Source organism: Corynebacterium sp. KPL2895, assembly GCF_040225815.1.
Lineage (GTDB): Bacteria > Actinomycetota > Actinomycetes > Mycobacteriales > Mycobacteriaceae > Corynebacterium > Corynebacterium rhinophilum.
On the sequence record NZ_JBEHFY010000014.1, the window covers coordinates 23,694 to 46,875 of the forward strand.

Annotated in this window: 22 protein-coding genes; 9 read left to right on the forward strand and 13 right to left on the reverse strand. The window is 60.4% G+C overall.

What is annotated here, in order from left to right:
* The first annotated feature begins 57 nt into the window (after positions 1 to 57).
* Positions 58 to 318 carry a hypothetical protein gene (locus ABRP95_RS07505; protein ID WP_349839168.1) on the forward strand — a complete coding sequence of 87 codons (261 nt, stop codon included), beginning with the start codon at positions 58 to 60 and terminating at the stop codon, positions 316 to 318.
* Here ABRP95_RS07505 and ABRP95_RS07510 read toward each other — a convergent pair.
* Positions 315 to 515, reverse strand: a complete 201-nt coding sequence (locus ABRP95_RS07510; RefSeq protein WP_349839169.1) for a hypothetical protein — start codon at positions 513 to 515, stop codon at positions 315 to 317. The two genes, ABRP95_RS07505 and ABRP95_RS07510, sit on opposite strands and share 4 nt — an antisense overlap.
* An 8-nt stretch (positions 516 to 523) precedes the next feature.
* On the opposite strand from ABRP95_RS07510, the gene ABRP95_RS07515 reads away from it, so the two are divergent.
* Together ABRP95_RS07515 and ABRP95_RS07520 are read left to right on the forward strand one after the other, a co-directional pair.
* Positions 524 to 1,213 (forward strand): Rossmann-fold NAD(P)-binding domain-containing protein, encoded by a 690-nt coding sequence (locus tag ABRP95_RS07515; RefSeq protein ID WP_237792276.1) that lies wholly within the window; start codon positions 524 to 526, stop codon positions 1,211 to 1,213.
* Between the two features lie 296 nt (positions 1,214 to 1,509).
* Complete coding sequence (locus ABRP95_RS07520) at positions 1,510 to 2,205, forward strand: adenylate/guanylate cyclase domain-containing protein (RefSeq protein ID WP_349839170.1); 696 nt, start codon at positions 1,510 to 1,512, stop codon at positions 2,203 to 2,205.
* Between the two features lie 9 nt (positions 2,206 to 2,214).
* On the opposite strand, the gene ABRP95_RS07525 is transcribed toward ABRP95_RS07520, so the two are convergent.
* From ABRP95_RS07525 to betA, 6 genes are all read right to left on the reverse strand, one after another.
* Entirely contained in the window at positions 2,215 to 2,946 is a 732-nt protein-coding gene (locus ABRP95_RS07525; protein WP_005276242.1) for an adenylate/guanylate cyclase domain-containing protein, read from the reverse strand.
* A gap of 7 nt (positions 2,947 to 2,953) precedes the next feature.
* Complete coding sequence (locus ABRP95_RS07530; RefSeq protein ID WP_475394515.1) at positions 2,954 to 3,550, reverse strand: Pycsar system effector family protein; 597 nt, start codon at positions 3,548 to 3,550, stop codon at positions 2,954 to 2,956.
* A gap of 905 nt (positions 3,551 to 4,455) precedes the next feature.
* The gene (locus ABRP95_RS07535; RefSeq protein ID WP_349837054.1) at positions 4,456 to 6,348 is read right to left on the reverse strand and encodes a heavy metal translocating P-type ATPase; all 1,893 of its coding nucleotides are present in this window, start codon (positions 6,346 to 6,348) and stop codon (positions 4,456 to 4,458) included.
* Positions 6,345 to 6,704 carry a Cd(II)/Pb(II)-sensing metalloregulatory transcriptional regulator CmtR gene (cmtR, locus tag ABRP95_RS07540; protein WP_005276226.1) on the reverse strand — a complete coding sequence of 120 codons (360 nt, stop codon included), beginning with the start codon at positions 6,702 to 6,704 and terminating at the stop codon, positions 6,345 to 6,347. Before cmtR ends, ABRP95_RS07535 begins: the two co-directional genes overlap by 4 nt.
* Positions 6,705 to 7,281: 577 nt before the next feature.
* Positions 7,282 to 7,410: a hypothetical protein gene (locus ABRP95_RS07545; protein WP_005276220.1), complete on the reverse strand. Its 129-nt coding sequence runs from the start codon at positions 7,408 to 7,410 to the stop codon at positions 7,282 to 7,284.
* A gap of 180 nt (positions 7,411 to 7,590) precedes the next feature.
* Positions 7,591 to 9,366, reverse strand: a complete 1,776-nt coding sequence (gene betA, locus ABRP95_RS07550; protein WP_284796502.1) for a choline dehydrogenase — start codon at positions 9,364 to 9,366, stop codon at positions 7,591 to 7,593.
* 333 nt (positions 9,367 to 9,699) lie between these two features.
* On the opposite strand from betA, the gene betT reads away from it, so the two are divergent.
* Both betT and ABRP95_RS07560 read left to right on the forward strand, forming a co-directional pair.
* A complete protein-coding gene (betT, locus tag ABRP95_RS07555) occupies positions 9,700 to 11,940 on the forward strand; it encodes a choline BCCT transporter BetT (protein ID WP_349839171.1) in 2,241 nt (746 codons plus the stop codon).
* Between the two features lie 45 nt (positions 11,941 to 11,985).
* Positions 11,986 to 13,563 (forward strand): aldehyde dehydrogenase family protein, encoded by a 1,578-nt coding sequence (locus tag ABRP95_RS07560; RefSeq protein ID WP_349839172.1) that lies wholly within the window; start codon positions 11,986 to 11,988, stop codon positions 13,561 to 13,563.
* A 68-nt stretch (positions 13,564 to 13,631) separates the two neighbouring features.
* On the opposite strand, the gene ABRP95_RS07565 is transcribed toward ABRP95_RS07560, so the two are convergent.
* From ABRP95_RS07565 to ABRP95_RS07575, 3 genes are read right to left on the reverse strand one after another with little or no spacing between them, the layout of a single operon-like run.
* The gene (locus ABRP95_RS07565; protein WP_284784920.1) at positions 13,632 to 14,351 is read right to left on the reverse strand and encodes an SDR family oxidoreductase; all 720 of its coding nucleotides are present in this window, start codon (positions 14,349 to 14,351) and stop codon (positions 13,632 to 13,634) included.
* 36 nt (positions 14,352 to 14,387) lie between these two features.
* Positions 14,388 to 14,927 carry an NADPH-dependent FMN reductase gene (locus ABRP95_RS07570; RefSeq protein ID WP_349839173.1) on the reverse strand — a complete coding sequence of 180 codons (540 nt, stop codon included), beginning with the start codon at positions 14,925 to 14,927 and terminating at the stop codon, positions 14,388 to 14,390.
* Positions 14,928 to 14,965: 38 nt separating this feature from the next.
* On the reverse strand, positions 14,966 to 15,655 hold the full coding sequence (locus ABRP95_RS07575; protein ID WP_349839174.1) for an alpha-ketoglutarate-dependent dioxygenase AlkB family protein: 690 nt from the start codon (positions 15,653 to 15,655) through the stop codon (positions 14,966 to 14,968).
* Between the two features lie 57 nt (positions 15,656 to 15,712).
* On the opposite strand from ABRP95_RS07575, the gene ABRP95_RS07580 reads away from it, so the two are divergent.
* Complete coding sequence (locus tag ABRP95_RS07580; protein WP_349838552.1) at positions 15,713 to 15,838, forward strand: hypothetical protein; 126 nt, start codon at positions 15,713 to 15,715, stop codon at positions 15,836 to 15,838.
* Positions 15,839 to 16,140: 302 nt separating this feature from the next.
* Here ABRP95_RS07580 and ABRP95_RS07585 read toward each other — a convergent pair whose 3' ends face one another.
* Positions 16,141 to 16,464 (reverse strand): hypothetical protein, encoded by a 324-nt coding sequence (locus ABRP95_RS07585; RefSeq protein ID WP_349839175.1) that lies wholly within the window; start codon positions 16,462 to 16,464, stop codon positions 16,141 to 16,143.
* A gap of 108 nt (positions 16,465 to 16,572) precedes the next feature.
* Here ABRP95_RS07585 and ABRP95_RS07590 point away from each other — a divergent pair, with 108 nt between their 5' ends.
* Both ABRP95_RS07590 and ABRP95_RS07595 read left to right on the forward strand, forming a co-directional pair.
* Positions 16,573 to 17,238 carry a sugar O-acetyltransferase gene (locus ABRP95_RS07590; protein ID WP_239269670.1) on the forward strand — a complete coding sequence of 222 codons (666 nt, stop codon included), beginning with the start codon at positions 16,573 to 16,575 and terminating at the stop codon, positions 17,236 to 17,238.
* Positions 17,239 to 19,509, forward strand: a complete 2,271-nt coding sequence (locus ABRP95_RS07595; RefSeq protein WP_349839176.1) for an ATP-dependent RNA helicase — start codon at positions 17,239 to 17,241, stop codon at positions 19,507 to 19,509. It abuts the gene before it with no gap.
* Position 19,510: 1 nt separating this feature from the next.
* Here ABRP95_RS07595 and ABRP95_RS07600 read toward each other — a convergent pair whose 3' ends face one another.
* Positions 19,511 to 20,281 carry a TSUP family transporter gene (locus tag ABRP95_RS07600; RefSeq protein ID WP_349838553.1) on the reverse strand — a complete coding sequence of 257 codons (771 nt, stop codon included), beginning with the start codon at positions 20,279 to 20,281 and terminating at the stop codon, positions 19,511 to 19,513.
* A 58-nt stretch (positions 20,282 to 20,339) separates the two neighbouring features.
* Here ABRP95_RS07600 and ABRP95_RS07605 point away from each other — a divergent pair, with 58 nt between their 5' ends.
* A complete protein-coding gene (locus ABRP95_RS07605) occupies positions 20,340 to 21,446 on the forward strand; it encodes an AbrB family transcriptional regulator (RefSeq protein WP_349838554.1) in 1,107 nt (368 codons plus the stop codon).
* A 22-nt stretch (positions 21,447 to 21,468) separates the two neighbouring features.
* Here ABRP95_RS07605 and ABRP95_RS07610 read toward each other — a convergent pair whose 3' ends face one another.
* Complete coding sequence (locus ABRP95_RS07610; protein ID WP_349839177.1) at positions 21,469 to 23,139, reverse strand: DUF885 domain-containing protein; 1,671 nt, start codon at positions 23,137 to 23,139, stop codon at positions 21,469 to 21,471.
* Positions 23,140 to 23,182 lie beyond the last annotated feature (43 nt).

Sequence of the window (23,182 nt, forward strand, 5' to 3'; positions counted from 1 at the left end):
CACGAAGGCGCCGAGCGCTTAAGCCCTCGGGCTTTGGACTGGCGATAACCACGCGCGGTGATGAACCCACCAGCCCGGTTATTCTTCAATGCCAATGCAGATGAACTCGACAGAGAAACAATCCCGGTATTTATCGATGAACCGGATCATTTCTTAACGTTTTGGGGCCTGGTCGTGAGGCGAAAAAAGCTGACGCGGCCTTCAGCAACTCGTTGGTATCTCGAAGCTCTTGATTTTCGCGGCGTAGCCACGCGTTTTCGGCGGCCAAATCTTCAGGCACAGGTTCTGGGGTGTTTCCCACGCGGCGGGCAGGCTTAAGTCCATTGACGAGCCGTGTGCCATGAAACCCCCAACTTTGGAGCTACTGCCTGGCACGCGGGGTGCATCGACATATTTTCCGCCACGATGCGATCTTCCACGAGACGGACCACACGATCCTTGGCATCCTGGTCAAAATTTTTCTCGGCACGTTCCAGATTTTCCCATCTACTCAAACGGAACAAAACCTGGGACACTTCAGTATATGAGAATCAGGGAAGTATTTTCTTCTGAGTCTGATTCCGTAGTCGCTCCGCTTGAAATTGACTACATGGAGAACATGGGGCAGTACCCAGCCGCAAAGTCTGCTTGCGAAACTATTTATCGCAGCACAAATCGGTCGGTAATGGTAGTTCGACCCGGTCTGATCGCCGGCTACGGCGACGAAACAGGGCGCAGTGGTTACTATCCGTGGCGCTTCGCGCATCCCACGGGTGAGAACGTGATCGTCCCAGACCTGGCGTTTCCCGTCGCTATGATTGATGTGAAAGACCTTGCAGGCTGGATAGTTGAGTCTGCAGAAGTTGGGACTTTCGGAACCTTTAACGCTACGGGGTTTGCTACTTCCTTGTCCGATGTGTTCAAGATTTCGCGTGAGTTAACCGCATCGGAGGCTACGGAACGACCTTGCTCTGATGAACTGCTTCTCGCTAATGATGTAACCCCGTGGATGGGCCCAAAATCGTTGCCGTTGTGGGTACCAGGTGAACAGTTTCGCAACATCGCGCTACTCGATTGCGCCGCAGCCTACGAAGCTGGCCTGCGGATTCGCCCGTTGAAAGAAACATTGGCGGATGCGCTGCGATTCGAAGAAGAACATCAGGGGGAAAGACTCACTGGGCTCAGCGATGAAGAGGAAGTCGTGCTTCGCCAGCGGTTAGAAGATGGTATTTAGTTTCGGCAGGACCAGTTTTAGTTGCAGTCGGGACCGCGCTGAGTTGGTTTTCGCCCCGCGACTGACTGTGAGAATGAGTCCGAATCAGACTTGAGCGCAACTTCTGCGGTGCTAGCTCTTCGTAACGGGGAGCGATCTTGTCTTCTTTCGCCCCTCCGTGGAGTTCTGTTTCGTCATATAACCTCTGGTGTATGTGAAAGGTCGCGAGCAGACCTATTGCAGCAACCCCTTGACACCGCGCAATGGGTAAGCTGAATGAGCAAACGGTTAGAGCGATCGTGGGGAGGAGCCTCGGCATGAGTCTGAAAGATGACCTGGAGGAGTACGTCCAGAAGACCGTCGACGAACAGTGGGAACGTCGCGCAGGCCAGAAGGTGCCCGACGCCGATGACCTTCCGCTGAAGAACCTTGCTGTCGAGCTCGACGCAACTGTCCTCTACGCGGATCTTGCGTCGTCGACGAAGATGGTCAAGGGGTACAAGGACTGGTTCGCTGCGGAGGTCTACAAGAGCTATCTCTATTGTGCAGCTAAGATCATTCGAGCGCGGGGTGGTATCATCACGGCCTACGATGGGGACCGTGTCATGGGTGTGTTCATCGGGGACTCGAAGAACACCGCTGCCGCGAAGTGTGGGCTCCAGATCAACTGGGCGTCGAAGAATATCGTGGCAGCGAAAATCGCTGAGAAGTACCCGAAGAGCACCTTCGTGCTCAAGCAGCGGGTCGGCATCGATACCTCGAAGCTTTTCGTCGCCCGAACAGGCATCCGAGGCAGCAATGACTTGGTGTGGGTTGGGAACGCAGCAAACAATGCGGCGAAGCTGGCTGCGCTCGATCCTCGCTACCCGACCTACATCACCGCCGACGTCTACAACAGGCTGAATGAGACCTCGAAGCTAGGGGGTAACCCGAAGCAGAACATGTGGACTGACCTGGGGACCTCCGACATGGACTATCGGATCTATGGGTCGACGTTCTGGTGGTCTGTCTGACGGGAGATGTCAACTGAGGGAGCTGATCCACTCGTCCATCTGCGGGATGATGGGATTTCCCTGGTACACGGTTCCGATGCCGGGCATCCCCTGCGGCCGGAGTAGGCCTTGGTTGTGATCGTTCAGGTTCGAGTAGAAGACGCCTCCGACGACAACCGGGCTCGATCCCCAACCGCGCCCCGCTAGGTGCGCTAGATGGGCTGCCCTGTTGACGACGTCGCCCATGTATACGACGTCGTTGATCGTGCTGCCGCTATAACCCGCCTTGATCATGAGGACCCGCCCGTACTCAACGCCTATGCCGATGCTGAGCTGGGTGATCCCTGCTTTCTCGTAGTGGTGGTTGAGGAGGTCTAGGAGGGTATTGGCCTGCGCTGCTGTAGCGAACACATCGTCGATGTGGTTGACCTGCGTCGTCTTGTAGGAGGCCCACACGCAGTCGCCGACGATATTGACCTCGCGCACATTAGAGTTGGAGTTTAGGACTGCGACCATTTCCGAGATAAACGACCGGTAGATCTTCGCAAGAACGGGTCTCTTGTGCTTCGATGTCAGGCCGGACGAATCTCGGATGTCAATGAAGATCGCCGAGCACATGCCGTAGAAGCCGTTAGAGAACGTGAGCTTGTCTCGGTCAGGGAGTCCGTCTACCTCCTCATACGCTCCTGCCGGCTGGTCCAGGATCGCTTGGATCCGTGCCGAGCTGGCCTTCCAGTCATACGGTCTATAGTTGCCGTCCATTTGCGTCCTAACTGTTCGTGATACCGACAACGAGGGACAGGACTGCGATAGCGGCTCCTGCAGCGAGAGCGTACCGGATGGCCCACTTTGCGGCGGATGCTTTTACCGTGGCAATCCGAGCATTGACATGTATCTGGTCAGCGAGATCTTTCGTCAGCTCAACAGGGTTAGAGGTCAGTACATGGAGCACCTCGCTGTACTCATGCCTCTTGCCCCTGAAATTTCGATCGATGCTTCCAAAAAACAGTCTGTTGATCGCGTCTCGATCTGCATCCTTGTCCTTGACTCTCGGTGTCAGTGTCCATCCGCACCAAGCGCCGGTAATAAAAAGCAACAAGCAGGTCAACCCAACGAGAGTGTCGAACAATACAGTCCGGGAAGTAACGTCCTTTGCGAGGTTGTATGTCATTGTTGCCATCACCCCGGTGAAGGCAAGTGTCACGCTGGCCTTCGCATCTGAGTGGCGAATCCACTCGTTCACCAATGCGAGTGTCTTCCATGCGTGATCTGGGTTAGGTTCGGGTGAGCTGGCGAGCGTGGTCGCGTCGTGCGGATGGCCCTCGGTGGTCCGTCGTCCACCGCGCCGAAACGGCATTCGAAACATAGCTCTAGAGTACAAAGGTTTACATAGATACTTCAGGAACGTCCATTACACGCGAGTCTCAAATGAGCCCACGAGCTGGCAGTCACGGGTAGAGCTTGAAGACGGTTTACGCTCCTGCCCCCGCAGCTGCCGGGGCGACTGCGGCGGAAGCGCTACCTATCGATTAGGAGGTTACCCTGTACTGAAACGTGGTCGAGTTCAAATTAAACGTGTAACGCGGGGCGTTGATGACGCTTCGCGTTATTGGGGGTAGGTTGAAGCGCGGTCTGTTCGTTCGCCGACGCGGCCGCCGCCGGATTCTCGGCGGCGATTCCGGCCCGAACCTCGGGGACATCCCCCATCTTCGATAGCTTGAGTGAGCACGACCATCTGATCTGGTGCGCTGGTTTTCGTTCGGCTCTCGGTCTATTCCGCCACCTCATGCGCGGCCGCGAAACCGCGGTGAAGAATCTGCATCTAGTCGGTTACGGCAACTGGAACGGCGAGGGCTCGGCAACGCTGATGAGGGTGGGGTCCTTTGTCAAACACACTGCCCAGGTAGTCGCGGGCTGTGTCGATGAGACTCGGCAGCACTCCGAATGGATGTCCGTGGTATCAAGGCCGCTGAACTATTCAAGTTGCGGGACGAAAAGAGTCTCGCAGTGACGCTTGGTCCCTGAGCAAGTTCGATCCTTCCACGATCTGCACTGGAGACGCCAAGCGCTCGGGGCCCTTGACCGGCTGGGGCACGTGCCGGGTGGTGGCTCGCCCACAGCCCCCGTGCCCACACGCACCGAGAACGGACAGGCCACCGGGTACGATCCCAATTCCACGGAGACGGACCGTGAACTCGAATGACGTGCCTGGCCCAAGGTGTGTCCGCTCGGCGTGTGGTTTAACCCCTATGAGACTTGCCGGTCACAGCCTCAGCGCTTCGCTTGCGCAGCCCGCAGGCCGTTCAAGATCACGATCACTTCGGCGACCTCGTGAACCAACACGACGGCGGCCAGACCCAGCACGCCGCTGATCGCCAGTGGCATCAACACGATGATGATGGCCAGAGACAGCACGATGTTCTGGTTGATGATCCGGCTTCCTCGGCGGGCGTGCTGCAGCGCCTTCGGGATTAGCCGGAGGTCGTGGCCGGTGAAGGCGACGTCAGCAGACTCGATCGCGGCGTCAGAGCCGGTCGCTCCCATCGCTATGCCCACCGTCGCACCCGCCAGTGCCGGCGCGTCATTGATGCCGTCGCCGATCATCGCCGTCGGCGTCTTGGAGGAGAATTCGGCGACGATGCTTGCCTTGTCCTCAGGGCGCAGCTCGGCGCGCACGTCGTCGATTCCGGCGATTCCAGCCAGCGCCCGGGCGGTGCGAGTGTTGTCGCCGGTGAGCATGCTTACTTCCACATCGTTGGCGTGCAGGGCCTGCACGGCTTCGGGCACCTCGGGCCGCAACTCATCACGGACCCCGATCGCCCCGGCGAGAGCGTCATCGACGGTGACCAGGACGCAGGTCTGGCCCTCGGACTCCATGCGCTCAACGTCTGCTTTCAGTGGCCCGGCGTCGATCCATCGGGGGCTGCCCACCAGCACCCGTCGGCCTTCGACGGTGCCGCCGATGCCATGCCCAGCTTCCTCGCTGATGTCCGAGGCGGTGGGCGCTTCGGGCCCCGCTGCCGCGATCGCTGCGGCGAGGGGGTGTGTCGATTGCTGCTCAACTGCTGCCGCGAAGGAAAGCACCTGCGGCCGATCGAATCCGTCTGCCGGGACCACTCCGGTAACCTCAGGCTGGTTGCGGGTAAGGGTTCCGGTTTTGTCCACTGCCAGGTGACGGATGCCGCCGAGCCGCTCGAACGCCGCGCCGGACTTGATGACCACTCCGAACTGGCTGGCCGCGCCGATCGCGGCCACGACCGTCAGCGGCACGGAGATTGCCAGCGCGCACGGCGACGCTGCGACCAGGACTACCAGCGCACGGGTGATCCACGTCTCAGGGTCGCCCAGCAGCGAGCCGATAACGCCGACCAGCACCGCCAGGATCATCACCCCGGGCACTAGGGGTTGGGCAATCCGGTCGGCGATCCGGGCGCGGTCGCCCTTTTCCGCCTGCGCTTGCTCGACTAGGTCCACGAGTGTGGTCAGCGAGTTGTCCGTTCCAGCTGCGGTCGTCTCGACCTCCAGCACCCCGGCGGAGTTGATCGCTCCCGCAGGCACTTCGTCGCCGGGCGCCACCTCCTCCGGAATGGATTCTCCGGTGATCGCTGAGGTGTCAAGGCTGGAGCGCCCGGACCGAATGATGCCGTCCGTGGCGATCCGCTCCCCGGGGCGCACGAGCATTAGCTCGCCAACCTCGAGGTCCTTCGCTGCGACCTCGGCCGCTGTGCCGTCGCGCAGCACCGTCGCGGTCTGCGGTACCAGCTTCAACAGTGCCCGCAGTCCGCCTTGGGCCCGGTCCATCGCCTTGTCTTCCAGTGCCTCGGCGATCGAGTACAGGAACGCTAGCGCCGCGGCCTCTCCGACGAATCCGAGGATCACCGCGCCGACCGCGCTGATCGTCATTAGCAAGCCAATGCCGAGCTTGCGCTTCGTGACAAGGTTTCGGATCGCTCCAGGCGCGAACGTGTAAGCGCCCAACAGCAGGCCAACCCAATACAGTACCGTCGCGGGCGTCTCCAAGTCGGACCAGTCCAGCGCCAGTCCTGTTATGAGGGCTACGCCGGAGAAGATCGGCAGCAGTAGCTCAGGGTCCTTCCACCATGGCCGATCGAGCTCGTCAATCTCCGTGCCGGTTTCGTGTTCGCATCCACATGCTGAACTCATGCGTTCTTTCCTTTCTCGCCGCAGTCGGGCACCGAGCACTCAGTGTCGATACAGGGGGCATTCTCGTCGACGGCCAGCGTCGCGTGTACCAGCGCTTCGAGCGCTGCCGCGAGGTGGGGATCGGCGATTTCGTAGCGGGTCTTGCGGCCCTCCGGCTCAGCTACGACAATGCCACAATCGCGCAGGCAGGATAGGTGGTTCGAGACGTTCGAGCGGGTCAGATCCAAGCTTTGCGCGAGCACGGCCGGGTAGCTCGGACCGTCTAGTAGGGTTAGCAGGATTCGGGAGCGCGTCGGATCAGCCATGGCCCGGCCGAGCCGGTTCATGACGTCGAGGCGCGAAGCAATAGTCAGCATGCGCTGAATTATACAGTATGCGATGAACTATTTAAAATGGGGTGAACTAACAGTCACGCGAAAGTCCCGCCACCTGCAAGAATTAGTCGATGGGATAGCCGATGACTGGTCCTTCGCGGTTCGGCTGCCAACCCAACGCGGGGGGCGTGGGCGGCGAAGTTCTCCAGAATCTTCACGTGGATGTCCACACCCACCCCTGTGGGGATGGTGATGAACAGGGTGTCGGCGGACATGACGGCGGCGTAGGTGCGGCCAGCGACACTGACACCAGGTTCTCCATCAAGGGCTAGACACTCACGGACATTGCGTACGGGTCGAACCACACGTAGCGAAGCTTTCTAATAGCCAAATGACTAACTCTTTTCGCTGGTATCCGGGAATGATACTTACTTGAAGTCGGCGGTGTTGGCTACCCCGCGTACAAAGTACTGGCACTGCTGCTTGGAAACCACTTTGATCTACGAAGCCATAGCCCTTCAAGCTACATCGCAGGAAAATTCCATTTCACGGTCGGTATGGGCCTTTTGCAGTTGGTTAATTCGAAATTCGTTCACCATCTCCTTAGCCACCCGCACGATTAACGCGGTGTTTCGCCATCTTCGCGCGAGGCGAGTAGTTCCTTTAAGTGCGCATCGATGTCATCGAGCTTTTTAATAACGGCAACGGCGAAAACGATACTAATGACTAGAGCGATAATGCTGAGCATCAATGCCCTCCTTTACTCTGGCGGCCCATTACAGTGGACCTGGTTCCTTGCGAGGCGATTAAATCATGGTTCTGGTCAGGCGTAGGGGTGCGCGGTGGGAAGGGGGGACGTCGGCAAGCAAAAGCGCCGCGCCCCCAGGAAAAGGGAACGCGGCGCTACAGCCATCCGGCGGGAGGGTGCTTAGTGGTCAGCGCCCTGGATGGAGTGCTTGTGATCGCGGACTGCTTCGCCCTCAGCGTAGAGCGGCATATCCTGCTTGGCCTTGTACCACTCAGCGTGGTTTGGCTCCAGCGGGGTACGGCCGGCGATGAGGTCGGCAGCCTTCTCGCCCACCATCATGGTTGGGGCGTAGATATTGCCGTTGGTCACGGACGGGAAGACGGAGGCATCCGCAATGTAGAGGCCTTCGACGCCCCATACACCCATGGTGTCTGGGTTAACCACGGCCATAGGATCGGACTCATCGCCCATCTTGGCGGTGCAGGATGGGTGCAGTGCGGTCTCGCCGTCATTGCGGACCCACTCCAAGATTTCCTCATCGCTCTGGACCTCTGGGCCCGGGCTGAACTCGCGGGCGCCAACTTCCTCCATTGCCTTGGTATCCAGCAAGGAGCGGGCGACGCGGACGGCTTCTACCCATTCGCGGCGGTCCTGCTCAGTGCGCAGGTAGTTAAAGAGGATGGAGGGCTTTTGCCGGATATCGGAGCTCTTGATGTGCACGTGGCCCTTGGTATCGGAGAACATCGGGCCGACGTGCCACTGGAAGCCGTGCTTAACGTCGGCCTTTTGGCCGTCATAGCGCACCGCCATGGGCAGGAAGTGGAACATCAAGTTCGGGTAGGCCTCATCCTCGTTGGAGCGCACGAAACCGCCGCCCTCAAAGTGCGAGGTAGCCACTGGGCCCTTCTTCGTCAGCAGCCACTGCAGGCCCATAAACGGCCAACGCCACTTATCCAGGTAAGGCTGGGAGGAAGCGGTGGACTTGGTGGTCTCGTACTGGATGTAGACCTCGAGGTGGTCCTGCAGGTTCTCGCCCACGCCTGGCAGGTGCTTGACCACATCGATGCCGTGCTTTTCCAAGATCTCACGGTCACCCACGCCAGAGACCTCTAGCAGCTGCGGGGTATTGATGGCACCGGCGGACAAGACGATCTTGTCCGCGAAGACGCGGTGGGTGCCACCCTGCCACTCGTATTCCACGCCCACTGCCTTGGTGCCTTCAAAGAGGATCTTGGTGGTAAATGCGCGGGTACGCACCTCAAGGTTGTCGCGGTCCTGGTTGGGGTACAGGTAGGCGCGGGCAGCGGACCAGCGCTTGCCGTGCTTGATATTGCGATCGAAGGGGGCAAAACCTTCCTGGCGGTAACCGTTGACGTCATTGGTTAGGTTATAGCCAGCCTCTTGTACCGACTTGAATAGCGCCTGGAAAAGCTGCGAGGTAGCAGGGCCGCGGGACAGGTAGAGCGGGCCATCGTGGCCGCGGCGCGGATCATCGTCGTCTGCGGCAGCGGTGGTTTCCATGCGGTTGAAATAGGGCAAGCAGTGGGCAAAGTCCCAGTTATCCATGCCTGGGTTCTGGCCCCACTTTTCGTAGTCCATGGGGTTGCCGCGCTGGTAGATCATGCCGTTGATGGAAGAGGAACCGCCGAGCACCTTGCCGCGCGCATGGTAGATGCGGCGACCATTCATTTCCGGTTCCGGATCGGATTCATACATCCAGTCATAGTTCTTTGCCCCGATGGGGAAAGAGAAACCGGAAGGCATGTGGATGAATAGGTCCCACAGGGAATCCGGGCGGCCGGCCTCAAGAACGAGCACGCGGGTGTCTTTGTCCTCGGTCAGGCGAGCCGCGATGACGGAGCCTGCAGAGCCACCGCCGACGACGACCACATCGCTGACCTCATCCGTCGCCCTCTTTGTCGAGCGCTTCTTAGTCAACTTGTCCACAATACCCATAAATCCCCTTCCTTCTATGAGCCATCTCACGCGTAGTTCTCGCCGTATTTCGGGCGGATCCATTGTATCCTGCGCAAAAAATCTATGCTTTTCCACTTTCATTTATGCGCAATAGCGCCCCCAGAATACACATCTGGTGGACGTTTTCCCAGATTAATGTATATTTACGGTGTTCGGATATGCATCTAAGTAGATGAAATCCGGGGTCTTTACGCATAGATTGCTCGCATATGATTTATGCCACCAACCTATCTCTCACCCCTCTTTTCGGGGGACTGTGGGGCACTCTTGCGAAAGATTCGGCACTTAATCGATCAAGACTAGGAGAAGTAGATGGCTAACCGTGGTCCGCACGACCATGAAGAGTCCCGCACAGGGGATTCCGACACCTCTCTCGCTCACTCCCCTGGGGAAACTCACCCAACTGAGGACAAGGGTCATAAACCGCGCAACCAAGTACGCGCCATCGTCGGCAGCTATAAGGCCGAAACCGGCGATGATGTCGGCGCCGATGAGGTGGCCGCACCCAAACCCAATTGGCCGGTCTTTATCATTTCCGGTGTGCTGATTATCGCCATGGCCCTGTATGCGGGCTTCGGGCAAGAATCCGCGGCGAATACCCTCGCCAGCGTCACCGGATGGATCGGCACGAACCTGGGATGGTTCTACGTCCTGACCGCCACCATCGCCGTGGTCTTCGTCCTCTACATCGCCTTTTCCAATACCGGCAGCATCCGCATGGGCCCGGACCACTCCCGGCCCAAATTCAATACCTTCTCGTGGGTATCCATGCTCTTTGCCGCCGGCATCGGCGTGGACCTCATGTTCTTCGCGGTGGCCGAGCCGGTCACGATGTACATGGATCCGCCGGTGGGCGATGGTGAAACCATGGAGGCCGCCAAAGAGGCCGTGGTCTATGCCATGTTCCACTACGGGCTTACCGGCTGGGCACTCTATGCGCTGATGGGCATGGCCTTTGGTTACTTCGCCTACCGCCTGAATATGCCGTTGGCTATTCGCTCGGCGCTGTACCCGCTCATCGGCAAGCGCGTGCACGGCCCCATTGGTTCGGCCGTGGACATTGCCGCCATGCTGGGCACCGTCTTTGGCGTTACCGCGTCCCTGGGCATCGGCGTGGTGCAGCTTTCCTACGGATTCCACCTCATCTTTGGCATCGAGCAGGGGCTGGGGCTGCAATCGGCGCTTATCATTGTCGCGGTGGTCATTGCGACGCTATCGGCTGTATCCGGCGTGGATAAGGGCATTCGCTTCCTCTCTGAGCTCAACGTGTACCTGGCCATCGCGCTGATGGTCTACGTCGTGGTCTTTGGCAAGACCGCCTACCTCTTTGATGCCATCGTCACCAATATCGGTGATTACGTCTCCAAGTTCCCCTCCTGGACGCTAGAGACCTTCGCCTTTGCTGAGGACCAAGCCAGCGTGGATACCTGGATGCAGTCTTGGACCCTCTTCTTCTGGGCCTGGTGGATTGCCTGGGCAACCTTCGTCGGCCTATTCCTGGCCCGCATTTCCCGCGGCCGCACGCTGCGCCAGTTCATCCTGGGCACGCTGACCTTCCCCTTCCTGTTCATCCTGATGTGGATGTCCTTCTTTGGAAATACCGCCCTGGACATGGTGCGCTCTGGTGATTATCCGGAGTTTGCGGAAAACGCCATTAACGTTCCGGAGCAGGGTTTCTACGACATGCTCCAGGAATTCCCTGGCTCCGCCATCGTCATCTTCCTGACCACCTTCATCGGCCTGCTGCTGTATATCACCTCGGCGGACTCCGGTGCGCTGGTCATGTCCAACTTCACCTCCCGCATCACGGATAACCGGCAGGATGGCGCCCGGTGGCTGCGCATCTTCTGGTCCATTACCGTTGGCGCGCTCACCTTGGCGTTGCTGCAGCTCGATGGCATTGCCACCGTGCAGTCTGCAACCGTGGTCATGGGCTTGCCCTTCGCGTTCGTGGTCTACCTCATCATGTTCTCGCTGTGGAAGTCGCTGCGCTTGGAAATCGTCCAGCGCGAGGCCCGCAAAACCGCCTTGCACGGCGCCATCAGCAGTCGCACCGAGCGCGAGCCTAGCGATTCCAACCTGTGGAAGAACCGCCTGGACCGCGCCAATTCCTTCCCCACCAAGCAGGACATGGATGAATACCTGCGGGGAACTGCCGCCTACGCCCTCGAGCAGGTGGCCACGCAAATGCGCACCCGCGGCTATGACGCCATCTTGCTCACCAGTGAGCTTCCCGATGCCGAACTGCCCCAGCTCGATCTCGAGGTCCGGCTGCACAACGAGCGCCAATTCCGCTACCAGCTCTTCCCGGTTTCCGCGGAGCGCCCGGACTTCTGCGAGGGCGACGGCGAGTACTACCGCCTCGAGGTCTACGACATGACCGGTTCGCTGGGCTATGACGTTTACGGCTACTCCGAAAACCAGATCATCAATAACGTGCTGGACCTGTACGAGCGCCACCTGGCTTTCCTCTACATGCAGCAAAGCCAGCCGGGCGATTCCGATGTCTCCGATGGCGCCGAGCCGGAACGCACCTGGCGCGAAGATAGTTAAACTGGCGGGCGATACCGCCTCAATTAGAGAAAGGTTGCTTGCACTTTGAGCACCCAGAACACCTTGTTCGATCCCACCACCACCGAATTGCTCCAGGGCGTGCACTCCGGTGATGCCCCGAAGTCGCTCTTCATCAACGGCCAGTGGGAGGCCGCCCAGGATGGCGAGACCCGCACCATTGTCTGCCCTGCCGATGGCTCCACCGTCGGCGTCGTCTCCGAGGCATCCGAGGCAGATACCCTGCGCGCCATCGAGGTTGCACGTGAAACATTCGATAAGGGCGAGTGGGCCGCAACGCCGTCCGCCGAGCGCGGCAAGATCGTCATCCGCCTGGCGGATTTCATCCGTGAGCACAAGGAGCTTTTCGCCCAAGCCGAATCCGCGGATACCGGCAAGCGCTACGAGGAATCCCTGGGCGATATGGACGATATTGCCAATGCTTTCGAGTACTTTGGCACCTTGGCCCAGCACCAAGCTGGCCGCGTGGTCGACCCGCAAGATCCCAACCTGCGCTCACGCATCGATGCCGAGCCGGTGGGCGTCTGCGGCCTGATTACCCCGTGGAATTACCCGCTGCTGCAGGTGTCCTGGAAGGTAGGCCCGGCCCTTGCTGCCGGCAATACCTTCGTGCTCAAGCAGGCGGAGCTGACCCCGCACACCGCCATGCTGCTCATGGCTGCGCTGAAGGAATGCGGCCTGCCAGATGGCGTGGGCAATCTCATCACCGGCGCCGGCGCTAACTGCGGCAATCCACTCTCCCAGCACCCCGACGTGGACATGGTCTCCTTCACCGGCGGCCTCGTTACCGGCAAGCTGATTGCAAAGAACGCGGCCGAAACCGTCAAGCGCACGGCACTAGAGCTCGGCGGCAAGAACCCGAACGTTATCTTTGCTGATGCCAACTTCGACGTCGCCGTGGATAATGCGCTCAATGGCGCCTTCTTCCACTCCGGCCAGGTCTGCTCCGCCGGCTCGCGCATCGTGGTGGAAGAGTCCCTGCACGATAAGTTCGTTGCCGCACTGGTCGAGCGCGCCGAGAAGATCAAGATCGGTGGACCCACCGATGACAAGGCCGAGACCGGCCCGCTCATCTCCGCTGAGCACCGCGAGAAGGTGGCGGCCTACGTGGACAAGGCCCGCGAGCAAGGCGCCAAGATCCTCACCGGCGGCCGCGCCGCCACCAGCGAAGACACCAATGGCCAGCACGGCACCGGCACCACGGATCTGGGCCAGGGCGTGTACTACCTGCCCACGATTATCGATGGCGCTACCCGCGAGATGGACTGCGTCCACGACGAGGCCTTCGGTCCGACCGTGACCATCGAAACCTTCACCACCGAAGAAGAGGCCATCGAGATCGCAAACGATACCGAGTATGGCCTGGCCGGCGCGGTGTACACCTCCGATGCCGGCCGCGCCGAGCGCGTTGCCCGCGCCCTGCGCCACGGCACCATTTGGATCAACGATTTCCACCCGTACCTGCCGCAGGCGGAATGGGGCGGCTACAAGCAGTCCGGCAATGGACGCGAGCTAGGCCCAACCGGCCTAGCCGAGTACCAGGAACACAAGCACGTGTATCAGAACCTGAACCCTGCCGCATGGGATCAGTTTGGCCTGCAATAAGGCGCAAAAAGACCATAAAGCCTAAGGCCCCGCCCCGCCGCTGCTCTTTTTAAGAGCCTCGCGGGGCCTCAGCTTTGCGTGCGCGGCTTGATGGTCATCGTATCCACGTTGACGTGGGCCGGTTGGGCGGCGACCCAGCGGATGGCCTCGGCGATGTCCTCTGCCACGAGGTTGAGCTGGCCATCGTAGACCGCGGCCGCGCGCTTTTCATCGCCCTTGAAGCGCACCAAGGAAAAGTCCGTGGCCACGCGGCCAGGATCAATCTCGGTAACGCGCACATCATGATTTTCTAGCCGCAGCGCGCGGGAAATCACGCGCACGCCGTGCTTAGCGGTGTTATAGCCGGAACCGCCTTCATACACGGTCCACCCAGCAATGGAACCGACGTTAATAATCAGCCCGGAAAGATCCGGCACTCGCTCGAGCTTGGGCATAAGCGCCTGAATCATGCGCACGGTGCCGAGCACGTTGGTCTCGTACATCCATTGCCAGTCATCGATGGAGGTATCAACCAGCGGCTCTAGGCCTTTGGCACCGCCGGCGTTATTGACCAAAAGGTCTACGCGGTCGAGGTGGGAGACGAACTTGGAGACGGAAACATCGGAGGTAACGTCCAGCTCATAGGCCTCGCCACCGATTTCATTGGCAAGCTGCTGCAGGCGGTCTGTCCGGCGCGCTCCCACGACGACGTGCCAGCCGTCCTTGGCCAAAGAACGCGCGGTGGCCTCCCCAATGCCAGAGGAGGCGCCGGTTACTACTGCTACTTTCTTTTCAGTCATGCACCCCATGCTACGCAGCGCGCGGCACGGTGCAGGGCTTTTTACTTAAAGGGCCTCCTCGAGTTCAGAAAGCAGGGAGTTTGCGCGCTCGTAGGAGTCATCGCTAGGGCGGAATTCGCCGTCGTTCCAGTCGGTGAAGATATTAAAGTCCAGCTGGTTGCGCAACTGTGGCATGGAGAAGTTAGCCACGACATTGCGCCATGCCTCGACCGCGCGCACGCCACCGACGGAGCCATAGCCCACGAAGGCCACCGGCTTGCCCGCCCATTCCGCGCCGAGCGAGTCGTAGGCATTCTTGAACGGACCAGGCACGGAGTGGTTGTACTCCGGGGTCACGAAGACGAAGCCATCGCAGGCATCGACGGCCTTGGACCACTCCTGCACGTTGGCGTCATCGTACTGCTTATTCGCCGCACCCGGAACAACCTCGCTGGTAAGGATGGGAACATTGAACTTCTTGAGCTCCAACAGCTGGTACTCCACGCCGTTCTCGCGGCCTTGGGCGAGGTCATTGACCCACTCGCCTACTGCCTGGCCCGCCGCCTTATCGCGGGTAGAGCCGATGATGATGCCAATTCGGGACATAAGAAAACCTCTTTCCTTCAACCTTTATGTAACCCGCCCTAGCCTACCGCGCTCGCCGAAACTTGTCTGATGGTGATATTGATTCTGCCTTCCTGCAGCCCGCACCCCTCCGGCAACGTGCCATCATTTACCCGCACCACGCCGTGGTAGGCAAAGCGCTTCGGCCCGCCAAAGACCACCAAATCACCCGAGCACAAAGTCACATCGTCCCAGGGCTTAGTGCGTTTTTCGGTATGGCCTATGCGGAAGAGGGCCTCATCCCCAATCGAAAGCGAAATCACGGGCGCGGGCGATTCCTCAGAGTCATCCACGTGCATGCCCATCGCCGAGCCGGGCGGATAATAATTCACCAGCGCCATCTCCGGCACGAAGTTATCCACCCATGGTTCAAGCTCCGGGGCAACCTGGGCCGCCTGCCGCAGCGCCGCCGGGGCCAATTCCCGCAGGTTATCCGGCACCGGCGGCACCCGCGTGCCTTCCATATTGTCCACGTACCGATAGCTGGGATAATGCCAATACCGGCCAAGATGCAGCTGAAATACGCTCATCTGCCCGCCCGATTTCAGCCGCGGCTGCACCATCGCCATCGGCGTATGCGCATACGCACGAGCAATCTCCCGAGTCTCTTCTACCAGGGCCTTTTGCTTGCCGATGCCCACCCATCCCGGCACGTGCCCCACACCCGGCGCGACGTACGCATTCGGCCGCGGCAGCGAATCAAAAAGCATTCCTCCACCCTAGCCGCTAATCGGTTAGGCCACGCTGCCGACGAAATGCAGGAAGCGATGACATACCAAGCAGGAGTAAGCCCGGATGAGATCAATATCGTCGTTGATGTCGTTCTCCCCTCGAATATTTCCGAGTTAAAGGTTCGCGCCGAAGAACAATTATGGACCCGAAACGGGTTGTAATGATAGCACCCAATTAACCTAAACATATTGGGTTGTCCCCGAATCGTGGATACTTAGTAGAACTGCTTCACGGTTTGGCAGGAGTTTCTACTTTGGTGGTGGACTGGACGATAGGTCGGGCATCGAGCAAGCTCGCACTGTCAATCCTAGAACTCAAGCCTCTACCTCGTCCGAGGTCCCACATAGCCTAATCCAGAAATCAGACAACGGTAGAAGCATTATCGAACGGAAAAGGAACGAAAGTACCCACCTGTTTGAGGTCAGTCATTGGCCGACAGCATTTTGCATTAGAGCCGACAAATCTATCGGTTCTGCGGCTGTTTTTTAAGTATTGAATATTCTCCAGACATGAGATCTATTATTCCTGAGAATATTGCGATGATACCTATCCAATTCCCTGTTATATAGATGAAAAGTGTGCCGAGGAGTATGAAGAAGCAGCTAACTGCTTTTAGCTGTTTAGCTCTTCTGTCATTGGATTCGTCAGGCTGATAGATCCGGGCAACTATGAGATCAACGGCGGCAACGGCTAGAAAAATATACGAGATTTTTGTGTAACCGAGTAAAGCAAAGACCCCTGAAACCGCAAGCACCGCAATCCCAGCAAAGCCAATCAAACGACTCATCAGAAAAACACTCCACAATATGGTTTGCCAGTAAACTTCTCCTTAATTCTATCGAAAGGTGAGGGGGTCAAGTCCGGTATGCTCGGCAGGAACCACGCGCCCTCTACAATGGCCACCATGGATGAACAGAAGCTGCACGACCTGCAACGCTACGGCACTTGGGAGCGGATGACCGGTGGGCAGTGGCACCTGCCGGGCATGGGGGACATCGACAAGGAGCACCAGCGCACCTTTGGGTTGATTGGGCAGTTCAACGATCTGCACAACACGGATAAGGAGCAGGCGCAGGCAATCTTGCGGGAGATCCTGCCGGAGGAATCACACGTACCGGGGGCGCACGCGCCGCTGAATATGGAATACGGCTGCAATATCGTCTGTGGGGAAGGCGTCTTCATCAACTTTGGCAGCAGCATTTTGGCCCAAGCCAAGGTCACATTCGGGGACCGCGTGCTGATTGGGCCCAATTGCTCGTTCATTACGGTCGGCCACCCCGTTAACGATCACGCGATGCGCGAGGGCGGGTGGGAAATCGCCCACCCCATCACCGTGGGGCGCAATACCTGGTTTGGGGCCAATGCCACCGTCATGCCGGGGGTTACCATTGGTGAAAACTGCGTTATTGGTGCCGGCACGCTGGTGACCAAGGATATTCCGGATAATTCGCTGGTCCTGGGCACGCCCGGCCGAGTGGTACGCACGCTGGACGGCGATGAGGATTCGTGGGAGCGCAAGGATTTGGATGGCCCCGTGGAAGGTTTTGGGGCCGCCAACTAAATGTTCGATCTTGCCAGCATTGGCGCGGGGCTGCCCGTAGCCAAGACCATCGATTCGCTGCCTAGCACCGAAAACGTCGTCATTCAGGCACCACCCGGCACGGGTAAAACCACGCTCGTGCCACCGGCGCTGGCCAATCATTCCGCAGGGCGCGGCAAGGTCATCGTCACCGCCCCGCGCCGCGTGGCCGTGCGCGCGGCCGCCCAGCGCTTAAGCACCCTCAGCGGCACCCCGGATAAGGTCGGTTTCGCCATCCGCGGCGCATCCCGCACGGGCAGCGAGGTCGAATTCGTCACCCCAGGCGTGCTGCTGCGCCGCCTGCTGAAGGATCCGGAGCTCGAGGGCGTAGCCGCCGTGGCCATCGATGAGGTCCACGAGCGCCAGCTGGATACGGATTTGGTGCTCGGCATGTGCCTGGAGCTGGCAGAGCTGCGCGAAGACTTCCGCGTCATCGCTATGTCCGCCACGGTAGACGCGCAGCGCTTTTCCCAGCTCATGGGCGCGCCCATCCATACCACCGAGGCGGTGACCTATCCCCTGGATATCCAGTACGCACCACAGCCGGGGCGCGCGGCGGGGTCGCGGGAGTTTTACGGGGGCATCGCCAAGCAGGCAGCCCGCCAACACGAATCAACGCTGGTCTTCGTGCCCGGCGTGCGCGAGGTCAACCTGGTGTGCGAGGAGCTGCAGGGCCATAATGTTTTCCCGCTGCACGGCAAGCAGACCACCGCGGAGCAAGATGCCGCGCTTTATACCGATGAGCAGCGCATTGTGGTGGCGACGTCCATCGCGGAATCCTCGCTGACGGTGCCTGGCGTGCGTGTGGTGGTAGATGCCGGGCTGGCCCGCGTTCCCCGGCGCGATGCACAGCGCGGCATGTCTGGCCTGGTGACGGTCTCCACATCGAGGTCGAGCGCGGACCAGCGCGCGGGCCGTGCCGGGCGTGAGGCGCCGGGTACGGTCATTCGCTGCTATTCCCAGGACGATTACCAGCACTTTTCCCCGCACACTACGCCGGAGATCCTGTCCGCGGATCTCACGCAGGCTGCGCTGTTTTTGGATTGCTGGGGCGCGGGCCCGGATTTCCCGCTGCTCGATCCGCCGCCCGCCCAAGCCCTTGCGGCCGCGCGCGCCACCCTCAAGCGCATTGGTGCGACGCAAGAGCTCGCCCTCTTGCCCACCGATCCCCGCCTCGGCGCGGCCCTTATCCGGCACGGCAGCCAGGCGGCTCCCACCATCGCCGCGCTTGCCGATGCCCCCACCAATACCACCGATCTCACCCGTCGCCCCGCCCCGCACAAGGAAATCAGGCGCCTGTCTCGCCTGGTAGAGGATCTCGGACCCGCTGACCCTGGCGAGGTCGTCGCCACCGCCTATCCCGAGCAGGTGGCCAAGCGCGTGGGTGAAGACTATCTGCTGGCCAGCGGCACTCGCGCCCGGCTGCTGGATAACTCCGGGCTGGCCGGCTCGCCGTGGCTCGCCATCGCGGAGGTCACCCTCTCCAATGCCGGAAACCCCATCATTCGCACCGCCGCGCGCATCGAAGAGTCCGCCGCACTGGATGCCATCGGCGTGACCGAAGAAACCCGCGCCTTTCTGCGTGGGGGTCGCGTGCGCGGGGTCAAAGTCCGGGCGGCCGGGGCGATTGTGCTGTCCGAAACCGCGGTCAAGGTCACCGGCGATGCCGCAGCCCAGGCATTAGCCGCCGGCATCCGCGAAGAGGGCCTGGGCTTATTTACCTTCAGCGAGAAGGCCCAGAGCTTAAAAGATAGGCTCCGCCACCTGCACGCGCACTACGGCGATCCGTGGCCGGATGTCGATGCCGCCGATCCCGCCGAGTGGCTCGGGCCCGAGCTGCACCAGATTGCCGCGGGAACCCCCACCGCCAAGATAGACATGTACCCCGCCCTGCAGCGCCTGCTTCCCTGGCCCGAAGCCACCCGCTTAGACGAGCTCGCACCTCAGCGCCTCCCAGTGCCCTCCGGCCGCGATGCCAAAATCGATTGGTCGGGCGAGCGCCCCGTGGTCCACATCAAGTTGCAGGAGTGCTTCGGCCTGGCCGAATCCCCGGAGTACTGCGGCAACCGCGTGCAATTTCACTTGCTCTCCCCCGCCGGCCGCCCGCTAGCGGTAACCGATGATCTTGCTAGCTTCTGGTCCGGCCCCTACGCCGGGGTGCGCGCCGATATGCGCGGGCGCTACCCCAAGCACCCGTGGCCCGAGGATCCATGGAATGCCATTGCCACCGCGCGGACCAAGAACCGGATGTAGCCTAACCCCACTGCTGCCAGGATAGATAGCAGCTCATGACCACGACCAAGGTAAGCAGGGCGTAGCGGATAAACTTCGTTCCGCCGCTCAGCACCGTCCGCGCGCCCACCTGGGCGCCGAGGATATTGGCGGCGGCCAACGCGATACCAAGGGTCCACCACACGTGGCCGCCAAGGATGAAGGTCACCAGCGCACCGAGGTTCGTGGCGGTATTGACCACCTTGGCCATCGCCGCGGATTTTAAGAAGTTCTGGGAGAAGATGAAGGTAAAGGCCATAATCAGGAACATGCCGGTACCCGGGCCAAAGATGCCGTCATAAAAGGAGATGGCCGCGACCGCCGCAAGCCCCGCCCAGGTGCGCCATCCGCCGCGGATGCCGGGAGACTCGGTGGTGCCAAAGCTCGGCTTAAAGGTCACGAAGACCCCCACCACCACTAACAGCACGATAATGAGCGGGCGCATGATGTCACTATTAAGATTCGCCGCCACACTCGCGCCCAGCCCGGCGCACACGAGCGCGATGAGGGCGTAGCGAACTAGCTCCCCTGCGGGCGGGCGCACCTTGCGTACCAAGGTCACGGCGGCCGATGCCGTGCCGGATACCGCCGCAAGTTTATTGGTGGCCAGCGCCGTTGCCGGCGCGAGCCCCGGAACCACGGCAAGCAATAGCGGAATAAGCACGAGGCCTCCCCCGCCGATGACCGCGTCGATCCAGCCTGCCCCCGCCGCTCCCACAAGGAGCACCGCCCACTGCGCCACGTCGATATCCATGACGAGATCATAAACCCCGCGGCGGGGAGGTCTAGACTCGATCGGAGACGAGCAGAAGATGGGAGAATACGTGGCTAAACGGCACTGGGGAATGAGCGTAGATACCCACACCATCCTGCGGTGGGGCATCGTGGTCCCCGTCTCCATCCTCTTGGGCTGGCTTTTTAGCATGTGGCACGTGCCGGCCGCGTGGATTTTGGCCGCGATCATCGCCTCCGGCGCCATGGCGCTTATCACCGGCGAGGACCTCAAGGTCAACCGCAAATTTTATGGGCTATCGCGCGGATTCATCGGCATCATGGCCGCGCTGCCACTGACGGTGGTCTCCTTTGGCCAATTGGTGGGTTACCTGCCGGCGGCCATAACCATATCCTTTGTCACCATCGCGTTGGGCATCTTCTGCGGCGTCATGCTGCACCGCCAGCGGCCACGGGACGTCTCCTCCGAAACCGGTATCCTGTCTATGCTTCCCGGCGGTGCCTCGCTCATGCCCGCGCTTGCCGATGAACTCGGTGCCGACTACCGCTACGTCGCGCTCACCCAATACCTGCGGTTATTGATCGTTTCCGTATCCCTTCCCGCCGTCGTGACCTTCCTCGATACGCCTGCCGGAAGGGGCGGTGACTTAAGGCTCGAGGCGGAAACCACCTGGTGGATCATCGCATTGGTGCTCGTTATCGCGCTGGTCGGCGAAAGGCTTGGCAAATTCCTGCACCTGCCCGCAGCGGCGGTCCTCGGCCCGCTGATCTTGACGGTGCTGGCCTCGTTCTTCCTGCCGGAGGGGCATACGCTGGAGCCGATTTATGCCTTTAAGGTTATTGCCTTTTTATCCATCGGATGGGTCTGCGGCGGCGGTCTTTCTCTCCCCTCGCTCAAGGCCTTTGCCAAGCAGCTTCCCGCGACGATTCTTTCTATCGCGGCGGTCCTCGGCCTCTGTGCGGCCACGGCGTGGCCGCTGATGCACTGGCTCAATATCAGCTACTTCGAGGCCTACCTGGCCACCAGCCCCGGCGCGCTAGAGACCGTGCTCGCGCTCTCCGCGGAAGGCGGGGCTGGCCCCGTGGTGATTGCGGTGCAACTTACCCGCCTCATCGCCGTGCTGGTCATTGCGGGATACTTGCCGCAGCTCATCAGGGCCGTCAGCAAGTTTTCCACACGGCGCTAGCGTGCGCGGCTAGCCTGCGCGCTTAGTTATTGAGCACGGCTTCGCGCAGCACCGACATCGGCACCGAGCCAAGAGCCAGGGCCTCGGAGTGGAATTCGCGGGCGCTCATACCCTGCTCCTCGGCGGCGGCGCGGGTTTCTTGCCACAGGCGCTGGCCCAAGGCATAGGACGGCGCCTGGCCCGGCCAACCCAGGTAGCGGTTGACCTCAAAGTTGAGGTTCGCATCATCCATGGCGGTGTTTTCGCGCATGTAGGTCTTCACGTGGGCCTTATCCCATACGCCGGATACGGTGCAGTCCGGCAGCTTCTTGCCCAGGTGCAATCCGATATCCACCACGACGCGGGCCGCGCGCAGGCGCTGGGCATCGAGCAGCCCCATCCGCACGCCAGGATCGTCCATGTAGCCCAGCTCGGCCATGAGCTGCTCAGCGTACAAGGCCCAGCCCTCGCCGTGGCCGGAGTTCCAGGTCACCGCGCGGCGCCACAGGTTCAAATCCTCTTGTACCAGGGCAGAACCCAGCTGCAGGTGGTGGCCCGGCACACCCTCATGGTGCACGGTGGTCAGCTCCTGCCAGGTGTGGAAGGTATCTTGGCCCTCCGGCACGGACCACCACATGCGGCCTGGGCGCGAAAAGTCATCGCTGGGCGGGGTGTAGAAGATGCCACCGGTGCCCGCTGGGTCGATACGGCACTCGATCTCTTCGACTTCTTCCGGAATGTCGAATTCCTTGCCGTTGAGCTCGGCGATGACCGCATCGGCCTTGCTCTGCATCCACTCCACCAGGGCATCGGTACCGCGCAGCGTATAGCGCTCCTCGTGGTTAAGCTTGCGCATGGCAGAGCGCACCGAGCACTCTGGGCCATAGAGCTCGTGCGCAATCTTCTCCTGCTCCCCGCGCAGGTAGCGCACCTGGTCAAGGCCCCATTCATAGGCCTCATCCAAGTCCACGGAATCGCCGACGAACAGCTTGGAGAAACGCTCGTAGCGCTCGCGTCCCACAGCGTCCTTATTAGAGGACTGCGGCTGCAGGTCATTAGACAGCCAATCCGAGAACTCGCCAAAGGCCTCCTTGGCCTTCTTCACCTCAGTGGAGTCGGGGTCGAGGCCGAGGCCCTCGAGCATAGAGTCGGCATCGGCAAGCCGCTCGCACTGCACAATGACCTCAGAGAGCTGGCGGTGCGGTGCCACCATGCCGTGGGAGGCCGCTTCCTTCAGGGACTCGCGGTAGCCATCAAGGGAGCTCTTGACCTTGGACAGGCGGGAGCGAATGGCCTCGCGGTCCTCCTCGGTATCCTGCGGCATAAGCAACAGCGAGTCCCGGATGGTCTGGACGGGCGAGGCAATATTATTAAGGCTGCGAATATCCTCGCCGTGGTGGTGCAAATCCAGATCTAAGCAGAGACGATCCCGCAAGACGGCGGCGGTGACATAATCCACGTCATCGAAATCATCCTCATCGTCGGATTCATCGGTGGTGTCATCCAAGGCATCCAGATCCGCAACCATGTCGCGGGTGCGATCAGCGACAGCCTCAAAATAATCGGGAGAAAAATCCTGCAATTCGCCTTCAAAACCGTCAATGCCCCACGCGGTTGCATCTGTTGGGGATAGCTCGGCTAGGTCGTGAACGAAGTTATCGCACGAAGCGTCCAGTAGAGAGGGCTGGCGCTTAGCGGTCTGCTCAGAACTCATAAGAGGGAAGTCTAACCCTTTATCTTGTTGATAGGCCACCCAG

Coding starts and splice junctions, on each gene's coding strand:
- ABRP95_RS07515 (WP_237792276.1), top strand. CDS start 524: ATGAGAATCAGGGAAGTATTTTCTTCTGAGTCTGATTCCGTAGTCGCT.
- ABRP95_RS07520 (WP_349839170.1), top strand. CDS start 1,510: ATGAGTCTGAAAGATGACCTGGAGGAGTACGTCCAGAAGACCGTCGAC.
- ABRP95_RS07525 (WP_005276242.1), bottom strand. CDS start 2,946: ATGGACGGCAACTATAGACCGTATGACTGGAAGGCCAGCTCGGCACGG.
- ABRP95_RS07530 (WP_475394515.1), bottom strand. CDS start 3,550: ATGTTTCGAATGCCGTTTCGGCGCGGTGGACGACGGACCACCGAGGGC.
- ABRP95_RS07535 (WP_349837054.1), bottom strand. CDS start 6,348: ATGAGTTCAGCATGTGGATGCGAACACGAAACCGGCACGGAGATTGAC.
- cmtR (WP_005276226.1), bottom strand. CDS start 6,704: ATGCTGACTATTGCTTCGCGCCTCGACGTCATGAACCGGCTCGGCCGG.
- ABRP95_RS07545 (WP_005276220.1), bottom strand. CDS start 7,410: ATGCTCAGCATTATCGCTCTAGTCATTAGTATCGTTTTCGCCGTTGCC.
- betA (WP_284796502.1), bottom strand. CDS start 9,366: ATGGGTATTGTGGACAAGTTGACTAAGAAGCGCTCGACAAAGAGGGCG.
- betT (WP_349839171.1), top strand. CDS start 9,700: ATGGCTAACCGTGGTCCGCACGACCATGAAGAGTCCCGCACAGGGGAT.
- ABRP95_RS07565 (WP_284784920.1), bottom strand. CDS start 14,351: ATGGGGTGCATGACTGAAAAGAAAGTAGCAGTAGTAACCGGCGCCTCC.
- ABRP95_RS07570 (WP_349839173.1), bottom strand. CDS start 14,927: ATGTCCCGAATTGGCATCATCATCGGCTCTACCCGCGATAAGGCGGCG.
- ABRP95_RS07575 (WP_349839174.1), bottom strand. CDS start 15,655: ATGCTTTTTGATTCGCTGCCGCGGCCGAATGCGTACGTCGCGCCGGGT.
- ABRP95_RS07580 (WP_349838552.1), top strand. CDS start 15,713: ATGACATACCAAGCAGGAGTAAGCCCGGATGAGATCAATATCGTCGTT.
- ABRP95_RS07585 (WP_349839175.1), bottom strand. CDS start 16,464: ATGAGTCGTTTGATTGGCTTTGCTGGGATTGCGGTGCTTGCGGTTTCA.
- ABRP95_RS07590 (WP_239269670.1), top strand. CDS start 16,573: ATGGCCACCATGGATGAACAGAAGCTGCACGACCTGCAACGCTACGGC.
- ABRP95_RS07595 (WP_349839176.1), top strand. CDS start 17,239: ATGTTCGATCTTGCCAGCATTGGCGCGGGGCTGCCCGTAGCCAAGACC.
- ABRP95_RS07600 (WP_349838553.1), bottom strand. CDS start 20,281: ATGGATATCGACGTGGCGCAGTGGGCGGTGCTCCTTGTGGGAGCGGCG.
- ABRP95_RS07605 (WP_349838554.1), top strand. CDS start 20,340: ATGGGAGAATACGTGGCTAAACGGCACTGGGGAATGAGCGTAGATACC.
- ABRP95_RS07610 (WP_349839177.1), bottom strand. CDS start 23,139: ATGAGTTCTGAGCAGACCGCTAAGCGCCAGCCCTCTCTACTGGACGCT.